The 15,201-nt window shown below is 60.2% G+C and carries 18 protein-coding genes and 1 tRNA gene; 10 read left to right on the top strand and 9 right to left on the bottom strand.

Annotated elements, in window-relative coordinates; translation table 11 throughout:
* The first annotated feature begins 11 nt into the window (after positions 1-11).
* A complete protein-coding gene (efp, locus tag SynA1560_RS00155) occupies positions 12-575 on the top strand; it encodes an elongation factor P (protein WP_186469771.1) in 564 nt (187 codons plus the stop codon).
* 2 nt (positions 576-577) lie between these two features.
* A complete protein-coding gene (gene accB, locus SynA1560_RS00160; protein ID WP_186469772.1) occupies positions 578-1,066 on the top strand; it encodes an acetyl-CoA carboxylase biotin carboxyl carrier protein in 489 nt (162 codons plus the stop codon).
* Here the strand turns inward: accB and pdxA are convergent.
* From pdxA to SynA1560_RS00180, 4 genes are all read right to left on the bottom strand, one after another.
* Entirely contained in the window at positions 1,053-2,084 is a 1,032-nt protein-coding gene (gene pdxA, locus SynA1560_RS00165; protein ID WP_186500829.1) for a 4-hydroxythreonine-4-phosphate dehydrogenase PdxA, read from the bottom strand. The genes accB and pdxA overlap by 14 nt on opposite strands.
* Positions 2,053-2,178, bottom strand: a complete 126-nt coding sequence (locus SynA1560_RS13715; protein WP_255476997.1) for a hypothetical protein — start codon at positions 2,176-2,178, stop codon at positions 2,053-2,055. Before SynA1560_RS13715 ends, pdxA begins: the two co-directional genes overlap by 32 nt.
* A gap of 16 nt (positions 2,179-2,194) precedes the next feature.
* Positions 2,195-3,166: an SDR family oxidoreductase gene (locus SynA1560_RS00170; protein WP_186500830.1), complete on the bottom strand. Its 972-nt coding sequence runs from the start codon at positions 3,164-3,166 to the stop codon at positions 2,195-2,197.
* A 279-nt stretch (positions 3,167-3,445) separates the two neighbouring features.
* Positions 3,446-3,877 carry an HNH endonuclease gene (locus SynA1560_RS00180; RefSeq protein ID WP_186469775.1) on the bottom strand — a complete coding sequence of 144 codons (432 nt, stop codon included), beginning with the start codon at positions 3,875-3,877 and terminating at the stop codon, positions 3,446-3,448.
* A 259-nt stretch (positions 3,878-4,136) separates the two neighbouring features.
* On the opposite strand from SynA1560_RS00180, the gene SynA1560_RS00185 reads away from it, so the two are divergent.
* Positions 4,137-5,645, top strand: coding sequence for a DEAD/DEAH box helicase (locus SynA1560_RS00185; RefSeq protein ID WP_186501516.1), 1,509 nt, complete (start codon positions 4,137-4,139; stop codon positions 5,643-5,645).
* Here SynA1560_RS00185 and SynA1560_RS00190 read toward each other — a convergent pair.
* From SynA1560_RS00190 to SynA1560_RS00200, 3 genes are all read right to left on the bottom strand, one after another.
* Positions 5,600-5,977 carry a hypothetical protein gene (locus SynA1560_RS00190; protein ID WP_186500831.1) on the bottom strand — a complete coding sequence of 126 codons (378 nt, stop codon included), beginning with the start codon at positions 5,975-5,977 and terminating at the stop codon, positions 5,600-5,602. The genes SynA1560_RS00185 and SynA1560_RS00190 overlap by 46 nt on opposite strands.
* Before the next feature lie 47 nt (positions 5,978-6,024).
* Positions 6,025-6,432 (bottom strand): DUF6554 family protein, encoded by a 408-nt coding sequence (locus tag SynA1560_RS00195; RefSeq protein WP_186469777.1) that lies wholly within the window; start codon positions 6,430-6,432, stop codon positions 6,025-6,027.
* 68 nt (positions 6,433-6,500) lie between these two features.
* Positions 6,501-7,016 (bottom strand): AbrB family transcriptional regulator, encoded by a 516-nt coding sequence (locus tag SynA1560_RS00200; protein WP_186470909.1) that lies wholly within the window; start codon positions 7,014-7,016, stop codon positions 6,501-6,503.
* Positions 7,017-7,135: 119 nt separating this feature from the next.
* On the opposite strand from SynA1560_RS00200, the gene SynA1560_RS00205 reads away from it, so the two are divergent.
* Positions 7,136-7,447 (top strand): chemotaxis protein, encoded by a 312-nt coding sequence (locus SynA1560_RS00205; RefSeq protein ID WP_255476999.1) that lies wholly within the window; start codon positions 7,136-7,138, stop codon positions 7,445-7,447.
* Between the two features lie 38 nt (positions 7,448-7,485).
* The gene (locus SynA1560_RS00210) at positions 7,486-7,728 is read left to right on the top strand and encodes a hypothetical protein (RefSeq protein ID WP_186501706.1); all 243 of its coding nucleotides are present in this window, start codon (positions 7,486-7,488) and stop codon (positions 7,726-7,728) included.
* A 407-nt stretch (positions 7,729-8,135) separates the two neighbouring features.
* Here the strand turns inward: SynA1560_RS00210 and SynA1560_RS00215 are convergent.
* Both SynA1560_RS00215 and SynA1560_RS00220 read right to left on the bottom strand, forming a co-directional pair.
* Positions 8,136-8,207 (bottom strand) — tRNA-Gly (locus tag SynA1560_RS00215).
* Between the two features lie 53 nt (positions 8,208-8,260).
* Positions 8,261-9,412, bottom strand: a complete 1,152-nt coding sequence (locus tag SynA1560_RS00220; protein WP_186500832.1) for an alanine--glyoxylate aminotransferase family protein — start codon at positions 9,410-9,412, stop codon at positions 8,261-8,263.
* Positions 9,413-9,465: 53 nt separating this feature from the next.
* Between SynA1560_RS00220 and cbiD the strand changes: the two genes are divergently transcribed.
* The 5 genes from cbiD (at position 9,466) to mrdA (ending at position 15,198) form a co-directional block, all read left to right on the top strand.
* On the top strand, positions 9,466-10,641 hold the full coding sequence (gene cbiD / locus SynA1560_RS00225; RefSeq protein ID WP_186501517.1) for a cobalt-precorrin-5B (C(1))-methyltransferase CbiD: 1,176 nt from the start codon (positions 9,466-9,468) through the stop codon (positions 10,639-10,641).
* Between the two features lie 51 nt (positions 10,642-10,692).
* A complete protein-coding gene (gene guaA, locus SynA1560_RS00230) occupies positions 10,693-12,279 on the top strand; it encodes a glutamine-hydrolyzing GMP synthase (RefSeq protein WP_186500833.1) in 1,587 nt (528 codons plus the stop codon).
* Between the two features lie 63 nt (positions 12,280-12,342).
* Positions 12,343-12,954: a hypothetical protein gene (locus SynA1560_RS00235; protein WP_186469781.1), complete on the top strand. Its 612-nt coding sequence runs from the start codon at positions 12,343-12,345 to the stop codon at positions 12,952-12,954.
* A 19-nt stretch (positions 12,955-12,973) separates the two neighbouring features.
* Complete coding sequence (locus SynA1560_RS00240; protein WP_186500834.1) at positions 12,974-13,387, top strand: hypothetical protein; 414 nt, start codon at positions 12,974-12,976, stop codon at positions 13,385-13,387.
* A gap of 5 nt (positions 13,388-13,392) precedes the next feature.
* Positions 13,393-15,198, top strand: coding sequence for a penicillin-binding protein 2 (mrdA, locus tag SynA1560_RS00245; protein ID WP_186500835.1), 1,806 nt, complete (start codon positions 13,393-13,395; stop codon positions 15,196-15,198).
* Positions 15,199-15,201: the final 3 nt, after the last annotated feature.

A 15,201-nucleotide genomic window follows, 5' to 3' on the forward strand; every position in this document is an offset into this window, starting at 1 on the left:
GTTCGGCGGGAATGATCTCCAGCAACGACTTTCGCACTGGCACCACGATCGAGCTTGATGGTTCCGTGTGGCGCGTGGTCGAGTTCCTGCATGTGAAGCCAGGCAAGGGCTCTGCATTTGTGCGTACCAAGCTCAAGGCTGTGCAAAGCGGCAACGTGGTGGAAAAGACCTTCCGTGCCGGTGAGATGGTCCCGCAGGCCATGCTCGAGAAAGCCACCCTTCAGCACACCTATATGGAGGGAGAGGAATACGTGTTCATGGACATGGCGTCATTTGAGGAGACGCGTCTCACGGCCAAGCAGATCGGTGACAGCCGCAAATACCTCAAGGAAGGGATGGAGGTGAGTGTCGTCTCCTGGAATGAGAAGCCCCTCGAGGTTGAACTGCCCAATTCCGTGGTGCTGGAAATCACCCAGACCGATCCTGGGGTGAAGGGGGACACAGCTACCGGTGGCACGAAGCCGGCAATCCTCGAAACCGGTGCACAGGTGATGGTGCCACTCTTCCTCTCGATCGGCGAGAAGATCAAAGTCGACACCCGCAACGATTCCTATCTGGGCCGGGAGAACAGCTGAGCATGCAACTTGATCACGACCAGCTTCACAAGCTGCTGGATGCTCTTGGTGAAAGCGACATCCAGGAGTTCCGCCTGGAAGGCGATGACTTCCGCCTCGAGGTGCGTCGCAACCTGCCCGTGACCACCGTTGCGGCACCAGTGATGCCGGTGGCCCAGGCTGCCCCTGCTCCAGTTCCTCCAATGGATGTGCAGCTCCAGGGCGAGACCGCATCATCGGCACCTCCAGCTGCTGCCGGCACCCGCTCGGATTTGGTGGATGTCACTGCACCGATGGTGGGTACCTTTTATCGCGCACCCGCTCCAGGTGAACCTCCGTTCGTGGAGATTGGTAATCGCATTACGGCCGGTCAGACCATCTGCATCCTCGAAGCGATGAAGCTGATGAACGAGCTCGAAGCTGAGGTGTCTGGTGAAGTCGTGGAACTTCTCGTTGATAACGGCACGCCTGTGGAATTCGGTCAGGTCTTGATGCGTGTCAAGCCCGGCTGAGTTGCCAGGCCGCCTCGATCGCGGCCAGCATGCTGGCCGACCGCGCGATTCCTAGACCGGCGATGTCGAAACCCGTGCCATGGTCCGGTGACGTTCGCAAGAAGGAGAGGCCGAGGGTGGTGTTCACGGCCTGATCGAACGCCAGGAGTTTGACGGGGATCAACCCCTGATCGTGGTACAGCGCCAAGAGCCCATCCGGGCTGTTGGGTGCAGGTGTCTGGTTCCAGGCCTGGGCGGCACTCAGCCAGCAGCTGTCCGGTGGCATGGGCCCTAGCAATGTCACGTTGGGATGCGCAAGCCGCCAACGTTCCAGCAAAGGAATGAGCCAGTCCAGTTCTTCTGTTCCCAGTTGACCCTGTTCACCTGCGTGGGGATTGAGACCCGCCACTACCAGCCTGGGGTTGGAATTGAAGCGAAGGCAGAAGCTTGTCAGCGCATCCAATTTCTCTTCCACCAGGTCAGCGGACAGTCGCAGAGCTACCTGATGCAGGGGGATGTGGGTGGTGGCCAGCAGCGTGTTGAGACGCCATCCCGTCTGCGGAGACAGGGCCGTGAACAACATGGAGGCCCGTTTTCCACCGTCGAGTTCTGCGAGGCGTTCGGTCTGTCCGGGATAGCGATGCCCTGCGGCATGCCAGGCGTGCTTGGCAATCGGAGCCGTTACCAGTGCACATCCCTGGCCCTGTTGCACCAGCTGCACGGCCCGGGTCAACCACTGGAAGCTGGCTGCACCGCTGATGCTCCCGGCACTGCCAGGCTCCAGCGGGCCGCCGGGGATGGGTTGATCGTCCACCTCCAAGCCATCCGGGTCAGCTATGGGTGCCTGGGTTCGTTCCTTGAGTTGCTGAGCGGCGCGTTCCAGGCTGGCTCTGCAGCCCACCAATAGTGGGCTGACGTTGGCCGGCCGTTGTGGATCTGCCAGGGCCTTAAGCGTCACTTCCATGCCGATGCCCGCTGGATCACCGAGGGCAATCACCAGCCGCTGATTAGCGTCGTGGCAATTGGAGGTTGTGGTCATGCTGCGCTGGCTGTTGATCGGTTTGCTGCTCTACGGCCTGGGGACGGCGCTGCGGCAAGGTTGGCTGGAGGTGCAGTGGAGTCAGCTGCTGCATGATGCTGGACTGACGTTCATCGATCCGGACCGGCCGATGCAGTGGCATGAGTTGCCGCTCTTGAACCCGCAACGGACGGAACCTGTTGCTCCGTGAGCCGTTCCTGTTCCAGGCACTGGGCCAGCCCGCTGCGGAAATTTGGATGCACCATCGTGTAGCCAAGCTCCTTGCAGAGCAGGTCATTGCTGACCCGTCGGTTCTCCGCCCAAAAGGAGCGCGCCATGGGGCTCATCTCGGCTTCCGCCACGCTGTAGGGCTTGGCATCCGCCAGCGGGCATCCCTGCAGCTCTGCGGCATGGCGTTGGAGGAGTGCACTGGGTGCCGGTTCGTGATCACAAACGTTCACCACGCTTGGATGGTGCCCCTCTGCAGAGCAGTGCATCAGGTGCAGGCAGGCCGCGGCGATGTCATCGATGTGCACCCGACAGAACACCTGTCCGGGCTTGTCGATCGGCTGAAGCGTGCCGGCCTTGACGGCGGCAAGTGGTGATCGTCCTGGGCCGTAGATCCCCGGCAGTCGCAGAATCTGAACCGGCAGACCACTCTTGAGCCATTCTTGCTCGCAAGCCAGGCGTCGCCGGCTGCGCTCCTGCGTCGCATTGGGCGGATCCGCTTCGCGAACCCACTCTCCATTGGTGTTGCCGTAGACGCCGGTGGTGGAGAGATAGCCGACCCAGCGCAGCGGTTGTTGTTGCAGCAGCGGGCCAAGGGTGCGCAACACCGGGTCGCTGGTCTCGCGGCCAGGCGGGATGGTGCTCAGCAGATGCGTCACCCCTTCAAAGGCTGAGGCTGGCGGCATCAGGTTGTTGGCGCTGTCGAATGGAAGCGCCTTGCTGCCTGGATCAGGGTTGCGTCTGGTCGTGATTACCCGCATCCCCATTGCTTCGGCGAGGGACGCGAGACGGCGACCACTGAAGCCGGCTCCAAGGATGCAGAGTGTTGAGCCTTCAGGCAGTGGCCGGCAGCGGTTGACAAGCGGATCAGGCATGAGTACAAACGTATTAGCAATGGTTTGGTCGTGACTGGTTCCTGTCTTTCTCTGGTGTCTCCACAGCGTTCCATGCTGCCTTCTTGTGATGGCAGTCGTGTGATCAGGGCCTCTGAGCGGCAGTGGATCCCTTTGGGCAGGCTGGTCAAAGCCCTTGTGGCGTCAGCGCTCCTGGGCGCTGCGTTTCTGCTGGCGCCTGAGCAGCCTGAGCAGCAGGCGTCGATTTGTCAGCAGCATCATTCCTTCGAAGCTTGCAGGGTCTGGTAAACAGCACTCCGTTCAGGCCACCTGCAACATCCAGTCGGAGTCGTCTTGATTGTTGAGTGACGGTTCGCCTGGGGTTGAAGGGGGAACTGATTGAGATGATTCCGGTTGTGCCCACTGGAGTAGGCGCAGGGCCAAGCGCAAGTCGCCATCCATCCAGGCTCGGATGGCCATTGCCCGTCGAGGATCGTAGAAGCGTTGACGGCGATACCAATCGAACACTTCAGCGTCAGATTTGTGACCATTGCATGACAGACATGCTGGAACACAATTTTCGGTCACGCTCAAACCTCCTCGAGCACGGGGAAGGATGTGATCAATAGATTCAGAAGGTTTGCCGCAGTAAATACAACTTTTACCGGTATAAGAGTGGAGGGATTGACGCCATCGTCGGACACGCAATTTGGGGCAAAGTTCTTCGAGGAAGACCGCATCCCTGTTGTGCATCCGAATGTCTCGGTTGGTCGAATTCTGACGGGTTCATAGCGATCGTCAATGTGTCCATCGCTGCATTTTTGAATCTTTTCCCGACTGTTTTGAATGTGATTTTTAACGTCCAACGGCTTGTTTTTATTGGCCAAAGCCTTAAAGTGTTTCTTGCTGGTTTTTTGCTACGACATCAATCGCCTCCTGCTGCTGCCTTGGGTTGACCCCAGCAGGACTTGTGCGGGTCACTTACCCCTTTGACGCCGTGACCCATGCTCAAATGGCGAGGATCCGCCCTCGGGGTGTTTGGAGAGGTTCGGGTCGTGGCTGGGAATTTCCTCTGGCAGCCGCCGATTTGCTACTTGAGCGTTTCGGAGGGCGCTTCCGTGTTGAAGAGGAGCTGCTGAGCTGGCTTCACTGGCATCGTCATCCGCTTCCACCGCTTCCGCACCATCGCGTCTTGGTGGCCAGTGCCGATTTGGATCAACCGCTGTTGGATGGACGCATGCCGTTGCCCCATCAGCGCTCGGGCGCGCGCTGGCTGCTGGCCAGGCGTGGGGCGTTGCTTGCCGATGAGATGGGACTTGGAAAAACGCTCACTGCCTTGCTGGCGGCCCGGGCGCTAATGCGTGCTGTCTCGCTGCGTCTGATGGTGATTGCGCCCGTAGGTCTGCACCCGCATTGGCGCCGCGAAGCTGCAGCGTTAGATCTGGAGTTCAGCTTGCACAGCTGGGCCAAGTTGCCCGTTGCGTTGCCAGAGGCCGGCACCTTGCTACTGGTAGACGAAGCGCACTACGCCCAATCTCTGCAGGCGCAGCGCACGCAGGCGTTCTTGAGGCTGGCGCGGCATCCTCGCCTGCGCGCGGTGTGGATGCTGACCGGCACGCCTATCCGCAACGGTCGTCCGATTCAGTTCTTTCCACTGCTGGCAGCGATGGATCATCCGATTGCGCGTGATCAGAAGGCCTTTGAAGAGATCTTCTGTCAGGGACATTGGAGTGAGAGTGGTGGTCAGCGCCGCTGGCGCGCTGATGGTGCCAGCCGCCTGGAGGAATTGCGTCATCTCACCCGCCCCCTCGTGTTGCACCGCCGGAAGCAGTCAGTTCTCGGTCTTCCGGCGAAGACGCGGCAAATGCACCCGGTTTCCCTGGCGGCAGATCAGAACCGAGGGCTGGATCACCGCTTGCGTCTGGTGGTGGAGGACTATCGCCATCGCGTGTTGGCTGGTGAGGTCCGCTCCGATGCTGAATCCCTGGCTGTTCTTACCTCCATGCGCATGATCGCAGCGGAGTTCAAGCTGCAGGCGGCCCGCAGCCTGGTGCAGAAGTTACGCAGTACAGGAGAGGCCATTGTCTTGTTCAGTTCCTTTGTGAGCCCACTTCAGCTGCTTCAGGAGGATCTTGGTGGCGAACTGCTAACCGGCCGGCAGAAACCCGAGCAACGCCAGGAGGCGGTAGACCGCTTTCAAGTCGGCGATTCGGACCTGTTGCTGGCCACCTATGGAGCGGGTGGCTTGGGATTCACCCTCCACCGGGCCCGTCACGTGGTGTTGCTCGAACGACCCTGGACCCCCGGTGACGTGGAACAGGCGGAAGATCGCTGTCACCGCATCGGCATGGATGGTGGTCTCACCAGCCACTGGTTGCAGTTGGGTCTGGCGGATCAGCTCGTGGATGCCTTGGTGGCCAGCAAGGCCAACCGGATTGAACTGCTCTTGGGACCCCGCCAGGTCAAGCTTGATCGTCAACCGTTGCCGGCCATGGTGGCGCGCTGTTTGCAGGATTGCTGACGGACGGTCAGCTCATGTTTCAGCATCGGATCGTGGCGTTGGTCACCTTTGGCCAGCAGGGCTGAGGCCTGCTTCACGTCGGCACAGGCTTCGTCATCACGTCCGATCAGAGTATGAATTAACGAGCGGTCGGTCAGCGGGATGGGATTGCCGGGGTGGCCTTTCACCACGGCATTGCAATGATTGAGCGCTTCATCAAGACGCTGAAGGTCGAGCCCCTCCAGGCAGCTGGAAGCGGCCAATTCAGGATCGTTGGTCGGCTTCGCCGTTTCGCCACCTCGGACGCAGGCCTGGATCAAAAGCAGCAGCCCTGCCAACACCAGGGCTTGCATTATTCGGGCGGGATGCCGAAGCCCAAGCCTTTTTTGCAACACGGTGATCAGTAGCTGTACCGCTCAGTAGCATCCCAGCTCTCCGATGTTCCTGAGTCACTGGCACCGACCGAAGAGTTGTTGAAGCTTGAGCTGCTGTTCTGGGAGCCACCAAAGAGATCTCCGAGGTATTTGCCGCAGTCGGGGTAGTTGCCCGGGTCGGCCACCACCGCTTCGGCGATCATGACGGCGGCATGTTCCGGAGATGTTTTGAACAGTCCACTGCTCTGCCGCTTGATTAAGGCGTAGGACGCTTCCCAGCTCACCTCGTGGTTGTTGCCGTTGCTGCGCATGAAGCAATACATCTGAGCCCCTTTCTGGGCCGGACCGGCCGCAGCGGCTTCAGCAGGACCAGCGGCCAGCAGCATCCCGGCCATGGGAAGAAGGAGAGCAAGGCGGGTGCGGAGGCTGGCCATCGATGGACAGAACAATCGGTCTGCGCCAACGTATCGGCTCGGGTTTTTCTGTCCAGAGCTGGGTGGACTCAGGAATTGCCGACTCCCAGCGGTGTCAGCAGTTTCACCATCAGTGGGAGCACCAAGAGAACGGTGATCAGACGTACAGCGTGCAGCGCAGCCACGGCAGCGCCAACGCCGTAATTCGCACCCACCAGACTCATGCCGCTAATGCCGCCTGGTGCAGCTCCCAAGAGGGTGATTAGGGGGTCGACCCCCAGGAGCCGACTCGCCCACAGCCCGACGACCAGTCCCGTCATCACCAGCGTGAGGGTGATCAGAACGGCCGGTTTCCAGAGGCTTTGCAACTGCTCCAGCGATGCTCGTGTCAGTCCGGTGCCGATCACGGTGCCGATGCCGATTTCTAGAGCCGTGCGGGTGCCTGCTGGCCATTGGGCGGTCTCAATGCGACCGCTCATGCTCACCAGGGCGGCTCCCAGCAGCGCCCCGGCCAGAGGAGCCGCGGGAAGGCCGGTGCAAAGTGCCAGCAGTCCTATGCCGATCCCGGCCAGCACGTAGATCAGCAGGGTCATCAAAGGAGGCATTGCACCCGCGTGCATCAATGCTGTCAGTCTGAATGCAGAGCTGTCGTTGTTTGTCAACGTCTCTCTTGAGCCTGAGAGATGCATGTGTTGTTATCGGGCCAGCACCCTTCCCTTTCCGGATGAGTCAGTCCGTCTCCTTCCGCATCACGCGAACCGCTGAGGATGTTGCGCAGATGCTTAATGCGTTGTCTCAACGCCTCGTGAAGTTGGAACAACGACTGGAAACTCTCGAGCTGGAGATGCGCCACCAGCGCAGTCAGTCGGAGTCCATGCCGGCTGATGAGCTGCAACGTCTTGATGATGTGGATCAGTTGCTGCTCGACTGCCAAGAATTGCTGAGCAGTTCGGAGCCTGAGAGCCGTGATGAGACGGCCGTTGCTGAAAGTCCTGCATTTGAGTCCGGAGATGCGGACCTGCAGATGGCTGCATAAGAGGGGTCAAAAGTGTCAAAATGAAAAGAAAGCCACCCATGGCACCAACAACTCTCTCCACATCCGGTAGTAGCGGCTCTGGTCGTGGCCACCGGAGTCCTCATGCTTCGGCTTCGCTGGCATCCCCTGGGCCCAAGGGTTTCTACGAGGGAGGTCACCAGCTCGAAAAGCTGGAGTTTGCTCTTGCAGTGGCCATGACACGCGGTGACAGCAGCCGTTCTGAACTTCTGCGTCAACAGATTGCTGCATTGGGTGGGAATGCTGAGGAGCCTGGGACCTGACAGTGGCAGTCACGTCAGCGGGCTTTTCATATCGGGATCGATCGCATCAAGGAAATACTTGCATTTGTTGTTGGTGCATTGTTGAAATTCAAGATCACTTGTTAATATCCATCTGATGAATGTTGTGTTGAAGTGACAGCGTCGGTGAAGTCGGTTTTAACGCTTCCGTCATCCGATCTCGATCGGGAGCAATTATTGGTTCGTGCACGTCAATGTCTTGAGCAGGCACGAGTGCAAGCGGAGGAAGGGAATATTGCTGGTTCGGCCCAAACCATCCTCAAAGCTCTTGATCAGGAGCGTCGTGCCGGCAGTGTCGGCCCCCAGGTGATGCAGCTAATCAAGCCACGACCCACAGCCTCTAATTGGGGAAATCGAAGTTAAACGCGAACAACCGTTCAATGTTTGCAAGCGGGTGACCGGATTCGAACCGGCGACGTTCAGCTTGGGAAGCTGACATTCTACCACTGAATTACACCCGCACAGACATGATTTTAACTCATGTCTATAGCTTCAAAGTGCCGAATTGTGTCACTCAGCGATTCAAAGCTAGTGAGGCTGCGCTCACACCTGCACCCATCGTTCCTTTATGCAGTCCAAGGGATTGGAGGACCGATTCAATGGCTGCTACAGCGGTGAGCACATCGCGATCGCACACAAATCCCAGATGACCGATGCGGAACACTTTGCCTTTGAGGTGGTCCTGGCCACCAGCGAGAAGAATGTCGTAGCGGTCTTTGACGGCCTTGCGCAGCTGTTCAGCATCGATGCCGTCAGGAGCGACAGCGGTGATGGCAGGACTTCCGTGACCTTCCGCTGCGAACAGCGGCAGTCCGATCGCTTTCATTGCAGCCAGTGAGGCGTCGCGATGGCGGGCATGGCGGGCAAAGATTGCGTCCAGGCCTTCGGCTTGCATCATCTCCAGAGCCGCGTCAAGAGCGAAATAGAGATTGACTGCTGGTGTGAAAGGGTTGCTGTTTTTGGCAGCTGTTTTTCGGTAAGGACCGAGATCCAGATAAAACTTGGGCAGATTGGAGCGCTCATAGGCCTGCCAGGCGCGTTCGCTCATGGCCACAAAGCTCAGACCCGGGGGCATCATGTAGCCCTTCTGTGACCCTGATGCCACCACATCCAGTCCCCAGGCATCCATCGGGACATTGGTGGCCCCAAGACTGGTGACGCAATCCGCGATGGTGAGGGCGGTGCCGTGAGCGTTCACGTGAGCACTGATCGCCTCCAGGTCGTTGATCACGCCTGTGGAGGTTTCCGAGTGGGTGAGGATCACTGCCTTGATGGCTTTGGCGGTGTCTGCTTCCAGGGCAGCCCGGAAGGCCTCAGGGTTGAGGGGTTGGCCCCATTCGGCCTTCACCACCTCCACCTCGAGCCCGTAGGCGCGGGCCACTTTCACCCAGCGTTCGCCGAACTTGCCGTTGTCGCCGCAGAGCACCTTGTCGCCGCGGCTGACGGTGTTGATAATTCCGGCTTCCATGGCGGCCGTGCCGCTGCCGGTGATCACCAACACGTCGCTGCTGGTTTGGTGCAGCCAGCGCAGTTGGGCGGTGGTGCGCTCCACCACGGCCTGGAATTCACCGCTGCGGTGACCGATCGGGTGCCGGCCCATGGCCTTGAGAACCGTTTCGGGCACCGGGGTGGGCCCGGGGATCATCAGGGTGAGCTTGTCCTGCACGGGCTCAAGGAGTGCCAATCGTCCATCCTAAAAAACGATCCGCTCTTCTCCTCATCGCTGAGACGTCTGCTGTGTCTGCAACCGGGTTGACCTTGCCCGTTTGGGTGGCGGCTGCAGCGCGCGCGGCTGTGCTGGTGCTGCAGGGTGGTGCTGCGCCTGCAAGCGTTGAACTAAGAATCCCAGGCGAACAGGCGTCTCGTTCTGTGCCTGTTTGGGCTGCTGCTCGCCTGGAGGATGGGACTCAGGCGCTGGCCATCACGGTCTGTGACCCAGGCCGAGGGCTTGATCTCACGCGCGGTCTGGAGATCTGGGTGCGTGCAGCCCGCACATCTGCTCCTGGACCCGGGTTTCAAGTGACAGCCGGTGCTGGCGTTGGACGGCACGTCCAGGACGGCGGGCTCTGCATTTCCGGGTTCGCTCGGGAGTTGCTGGACCTCAACCTCACGGATCTGCTCACAGTGGAGTCCGCTCTGGAGTTGGAGGTGGTGCTGCCCCGTGGCCAGGAGTTGGCCTTGCGCACCAGCAATGCAGCGTTTGGGGTGGTGGACGGTCTGGCGCTGATCGGAACGCAGGCTGAGGTGCAGACCAGTGCATCGCCTGATCAACTGGAGATGCTGTTGGCCCAGTTGACAGAGCTGGCGTCTCAGTCTGGCTTTGCTGGACAGCTCACCCTGGTAATCGGTGAAAACGGAATGGATCTGGCCCATCAACTTGGTTTGTCCCAGCAGCAACCAGTGCTGAAGGCGGGGAACTGGATCGGTCCGGTGTTGGTGGCGGCGGCCGAAGCTGGTGTCCGCGAATTGCTTCTGCTTGGTTACCACGGAAAACTGATCAAACTGGCCGGAGGGATTTTTCACACCCATCACCACCTGGCGGATGCCCGCTTTGAGGTGTTGGCCGCTCTGGCGGTGCAGCAGGGCCTGAGCACGGAGCGCATCCGTCCCTTGCTGCAGGTCGCATCGCTGGAGCAGGCCTGGGAATGGCTCGCCTCGCAGGATGCAGGCCAAGCCAGAGCGCTTTGGATGTCCATGGCTGGGGCAGTTGAGCAGCGCAGTCAGGGCTACTTGCAGCGCTATGGCTGTCCGGCCATGGCGATTGGCGCTGCCTTGTTCAGTCGTGATCGTCAGCTGCGCTGGGCAGGCCCTGAAGGCCTGCGGATGCTGGGCCATGCGGGCCTGAGTCTGGAGCCCTTGCTGGGCGGTGAAAGTGGAGGCCCTTCTCTACGCTGATGGATTGGCGATCGTGTTCAGCGATCTCCCGTTCCACGGATCACGTGCGAGATGTCTCAGGTTTCGAGTGAAGGTCAGCGTCAGCCGGCCATCGTCATCCTTGATTTCGGCTCCCAGTACTCCGAACTGATTGCACGTCGGGTGCGCGAGACCGAGGTGTTTTCCGTGGTGCTGGGCTACAGCACATCGGCGGAAGAGTTGCGCAAGCTGTCTCCGAAGGGAATCATCCTCAGCGGTGGTCCCAGCTCGGTTTATGCCGAAGGTGCGCCCCTCTGCGATCCCGAGATTTGGTCGCTGGGCATTCCCGTGCTCGGGGTCTGTTACGGCATGCAGTTGATGGTGCAGCAGCTGGGCGGTCGCGTGGTGGCGGCCATCGGTAAGGCCGAGTACGGAAAGGCACCGCTCGAGGTGGACGATCCCACCGATCTGCTCACCAACGTGGACAACGGATCCACGATGTGGATGAGTCACGGCGATTCCGTGCAGGCGCTCCCTGAGGGATTTGTGCGCCTTGCGCACACGGCCAATACCCCGGAAGCGGCGGTCGCCCACCACGATCGGCGTCTGTACGGGGTGCAGTTTCACCCCGAGGTGGTGCACTCCACCTGCGGCATGGCCATGATCCGCAATTTCGTCTACCACATTTGTGGATGTGATCCTGACTGGACCACCGACGCCTTCATTGAGGAAGCCGTCCAGCAGGTGCGTCATCAGGTGGGCGACAAGCGCGTGCTGTTGGCGCTGTCGGGTGGTGTGGATTCATCCACCCTTGCCTTTCTGCTGAAGAAGGCCATCGGGGATCAGCTCACCTGCATGTTCATTGACCAGGGCTTCATGCGAAAAGGCGAACCGGAGTTCCTCATGGAGTTCTTCGATCGCAAGTTCAACATCCATGTGGAGTACATCCACGCTCGTGAGCGCTTCCTTGAGAAGCTCAAGGACATTACGGATCCCGAGCAGAAGCGCAAGATCATCGGTACGGAATTCATCCGGGTGTTTGAAGAGGAGAGCAAGCGTCTCGGACCTTTCGATTACCTGGCCCAGGGCACGCTCTATCCCGATGTGATCGAGAGTGCCGGCACCAACGTGGATCCCAAGACGGGTGAACGGGTGGCGGTGAAGATCAAGAGCCATCACAACGTGGGCGGCTTGCCTAAGGATCTCCAGTTCAAGCTGGTGGAGCCCCTGCGCAAGCTCTTCAAGGATGAAGTGCGCAAGGTGGGTCGCTCTCTTGGTCTGCCGGAAGAGATCGTGCGCCGTCATCCCTTCCCTGGCCCTGGTCTGGCTATCCGCATCCTTGGAGAGGTCACGGCTGAGAAGCTCGATTGCCTGCGGGATGCCGATCTGATCGTGCGTGAGGAGGTAAAGCAGGCGGGCCTCTATCACGACATCTGGCAGGCGTTTGCTGTGCTGCTGCCCGTGCGTTCCGTGGGTGTGATGGGTGACAAGCGCACCTATGCCTGGCCGATCGTGTTGCGCTGCGTCTCCAGTGAGGACGGCATGACCGCTGACTGGTCGCGCTTGCCCTACGACCTGATGGAGACGATCTCCAATCGCATCGTCAATGAAGTGAACGGGGTCAACCGCGTTGTTCTCGACATCACCAGCAAGCCTCCCGGCACGATCGAGTGGGAATAGGTCTTCAAGGGGGCTGGTGGGTCGCGCTCAGCGCCGATACCCTGAGTCCCCGGCCTGAAGCGTGTGACCGCTGCCCAACAGCAGGATCAGCAACTCCAGCGACGTCTGCAGCAGGACAGCATCCAGCTGGCAGGCAAGACCGTCTACATCAATCCTTTTCTCTACTGGCGTCGTTTTGACAGCAACACCGATCGTTGGCTGCGCGAGCCCGGTCAGCTGAATGAGGATCAGATTCAGCAGAATCGCAGCCGCTTCTACCCCGAATTGGACTGGGCGTTGCTTGATGTCTCCGATCAGGACATTAAGGACGGCGCTGTTGAGATGTTCCTCAAGAGCCTGGAGCTAATCGGCACCTTTCATCCTGAACTCACCTCCGGGCAGCTGCTGGAGGTGGAGCGCAAGATGGCGATCACCAAGAAGCGTTCCTTTGAGCGCTGGGTTGAGAAGTCATACAAGCGGCGTGCACGGTTGGAGAGTCGTGAGAAGCGTCGTTTTGCCCGTGATCGTTTCCTGCGGGGCTGGTCGGAATGGATTGCCCTCGACACCACCCATCAGGCACTGGCACCGATGGTGGCCTTGGTGGTGATCTCTGGCGTGATCGGCTGGTCGTTGGGATCCTCCCGTGCCAGTTGTCCGGCACTTGTGCCTCCAGCGCAGCAGACTGGAGTTCGTTGATCGTTGAGGGCCTTGTTTAATGGCCGACAGCCAACCTCTCGACTCCTTTCGCCTGACCCTGATGCAGGACGTGCTGCCGATGGGTCTGGCTTTTGTGGATCGCGTTCGCACGGATGGTGCAGCCAAAGCGGTGGAATCCGTGGCCACAGGGGAGGACCCTTTGGGTGATCTGCGCAAGCAGGGTGAACCAGCGGCCCGGGAGGTGCGTGAGCGGCTGGATCAGATCAGCCCAGGCCTCGGCAATCCCGTGATGACCGTGCAGGTGGAGGTGAATGAGCCTGATGCGGCGGCTGAGGTGATCGATGCCGCGGGCGAACCGTCATCGGATCGTGCCGATGCTCTGGAGATGTCCCCTGAGCAGCTTCAGACAGTGCTGGGCCGGATCGAAGATCGCTTGAAGCGTCTCGATGCCTTGATGGCGCCGGAGAGCTGAGCGGAATGGCACGCTCGGGCCTGTCGCAACGGGACGGTCAGCGTCAGAGCGGTCTGCGGCAGCAGCCGTTAGTGCTGCTCACTCTGGTGCTGCTGGTGACAGCAGCGATGGTGTCCCGCTTGGTGTGGCTGCAGGTGCTGGAGGGCAAGCGCTATCGCCAGTTGGCGGATGAGAACCGCATCCGCCTGGTGCCCCGTTCCCCGACGCGTGGTCGTCTGCTTGATCGCAAAGGGCGGGTGCTGGCCTCCAGCAAGTTGACTTATTCCCTCTACGTGGAGCCGCGCTTGGTGGACGATGCGTCCTGGCCGGACCTGCGGGATCGTCTGGCGCAACTCCTTGATCTTGATGCGGCCGAGCTCGATCAGCGTCGCGGTAGCGGTGTAGCCCGTGATGGTTATCGCATCAATCTGGCGACTGATCTGAAGCCGGAGCAGGTGCTCCGGTTCCAAGAGCAGTCTCTGGGTCTCAAGGGAGCGCAGGTGGATGTGGACATCCTGCGGTATTACCCCCATGGAACGCTGGCGGCCCACACCCTTGGCTACACCCAGCCGATCACCGAGAGCGAGTACGAAACACTCGCTGAGAAGGGCTACAAGATCCGCGATCGCATTGGCCGGATTGGTGTGGAAGCGGCCTATGAAAGTCATCTCCGCGGTGCCTGGGGCGGCCAGATGCTGGAGGTGAATGCCATGGGTGAGGTCCAGCGCCATCTCGGTGATCGCCCTTCAGTGGCCGGCAAGGACCTCACCCTCACCCTCGATCTCGATCTTCAGAAGGCTGCTGAGCAGGCGCTGGCTGACAAACCTGGTGGCGCCATCGTCGCGATGGACCCCAACACTGGCGCGATCCTGGCTTTGGCCAGCAAACCCACCTTCGACCCCAACTTCTTCTCCAAGCTCGTCACCACCCAGAAGGAGTACGACGCGCTGTTTTCCAATCCCAAGAAGCCATTGCTTAGTCGGGCCATGAATGCCTACGACCCTGGCAGCACCTGGAAAGCGGTCACGGCCATGGCCGGAATGGAATCGGGCAAATTCCCCCCGGATACGAAGCTCAACACCACGGCCTGCATTACCTATGGCGGTCATTGCTTCCCCGACCACAACGGTGCTGGTTTCGGCCTGATCGGCTATGCCGATGCCCTGCGCTTTTCCAGCAACACCTTCTTCTATCAGGTGGGAGTGGGGGCGGGCTCTTTGGCTTTGAAGAAGGCTGCGGATGCCCTTGGTTTTCAGCGGAAAACCGGCATCGAGATCGGTTGGGAGGAAAACATCGGTCTGGTGGGTGATGAGGCCTGGGCCGCGGCCGGACGCGGCTGGGCTGAACCCGGTTCAACGCCCTGGATTCCAGAAGACATGGCCAGTGCATCCATCGGTCAGTCGGTGGTTCAGATCACGCCGCTGCAGTTAGCCCGGGCTTACTCCGTGTTTGCCAACGGAGGGTGGCTCGTCACCCCTCACCTGGCGGATCAGGGACTGAATTGGACTGAGCCACCCCGTCGCACCAAGGTGCTGATTCAGCCAACCACGTTGAACACCATCCGTGAGGGTCTGCGCAAGGTGGTGTCGGAGGGCACCGGTTTCGGCCTCAATGGCCCCGGCATCCCTTCGGCTGGAGGCAAGACCGGCACGGCTGAAGACAGCACGGGTGGCCCAGACCATGCCTGGTTCGCCACCTATGCCCCTTATCCGGAAGGGCAGATTGTGATCGTGGCCTTCGCGCAGAACACACCTGGCGGGGGTTCCGTGCACGCGCTGCCGATGGCCAAAAAGGTGATGGAGGTGTGGAACCGCACCCGCACCCAGTCCTGATCA

The organism is Synechococcus sp. A15-60 (assembly GCF_014280095.1).
Classification (GTDB): domain Bacteria; phylum Cyanobacteriota; class Cyanobacteriia; order PCC-6307; family Cyanobiaceae; genus Synechococcus_C.

Excerpts from the sequence above, each read along its gene's own strand:
- guaA (WP_186500833.1), top strand. The coding sequence starts at position 10,693 with ATGTCTCAGGTTTCGAGTGAAGGTCAGCGTCAGCCGGCCATCGTCATC.
- SynA1560_RS00170 (WP_186500830.1), bottom strand. The coding sequence starts at position 3,166 with ATGCCTGATCCGCTTGTCAACCGCTGCCGGCCACTGCCTGAAGGCTCA.
- efp (WP_186469771.1), top strand. The coding sequence starts at position 12 with ATGATCTCCAGCAACGACTTTCGCACTGGCACCACGATCGAGCTTGAT.
- SynA1560_RS00210 (WP_186501706.1), top strand. The coding sequence starts at position 7,486 with ATGGCACCAACAACTCTCTCCACATCCGGTAGTAGCGGCTCTGGTCGT.
- SynA1560_RS00195 (WP_186469777.1), bottom strand. The coding sequence starts at position 6,432 with ATGGCCAGCCTCCGCACCCGCCTTGCTCTCCTTCTTCCCATGGCCGGG.
- SynA1560_RS00200 (WP_186470909.1), bottom strand. The coding sequence starts at position 7,016 with ATGCCTCCTTTGATGACCCTGCTGATCTACGTGCTGGCCGGGATCGGC.
- SynA1560_RS00190 (WP_186500831.1), bottom strand. The coding sequence starts at position 5,977 with ATGCAAGCCCTGGTGTTGGCAGGGCTGCTGCTTTTGATCCAGGCCTGC.
- SynA1560_RS13715 (WP_255476997.1), bottom strand. The coding sequence starts at position 2,178 with ATGCAGCAGCTGACTCCACTGCACCTCCAGCCAACCTTGCCGCAGCGC.
- pdxA (WP_186500829.1), bottom strand. The coding sequence starts at position 2,084 with ATGACCACAACCTCCAATTGCCACGACGCTAATCAGCGGCTGGTGATT.
- accB (WP_186469772.1), top strand. The coding sequence starts at position 578 with ATGCAACTTGATCACGACCAGCTTCACAAGCTGCTGGATGCTCTTGGT.
- mrdA (WP_186500835.1), top strand. The coding sequence starts at position 13,393 with ATGGCACGCTCGGGCCTGTCGCAACGGGACGGTCAGCGTCAGAGCGGT.
- SynA1560_RS00180 (WP_186469775.1), bottom strand. The coding sequence starts at position 3,877 with ATGCACAACAGGGATGCGGTCTTCCTCGAAGAACTTTGCCCCAAATTG.
- SynA1560_RS00240 (WP_186500834.1), top strand. The coding sequence starts at position 12,974 with ATGGCCGACAGCCAACCTCTCGACTCCTTTCGCCTGACCCTGATGCAG.
- SynA1560_RS00185 (WP_186501516.1), top strand. The coding sequence starts at position 4,137 with ATGGCGAGGATCCGCCCTCGGGGTGTTTGGAGAGGTTCGGGTCGTGGC.
- SynA1560_RS00205 (WP_255476999.1), top strand. The coding sequence starts at position 7,136 with ATGAGTCAGTCCGTCTCCTTCCGCATCACGCGAACCGCTGAGGATGTT.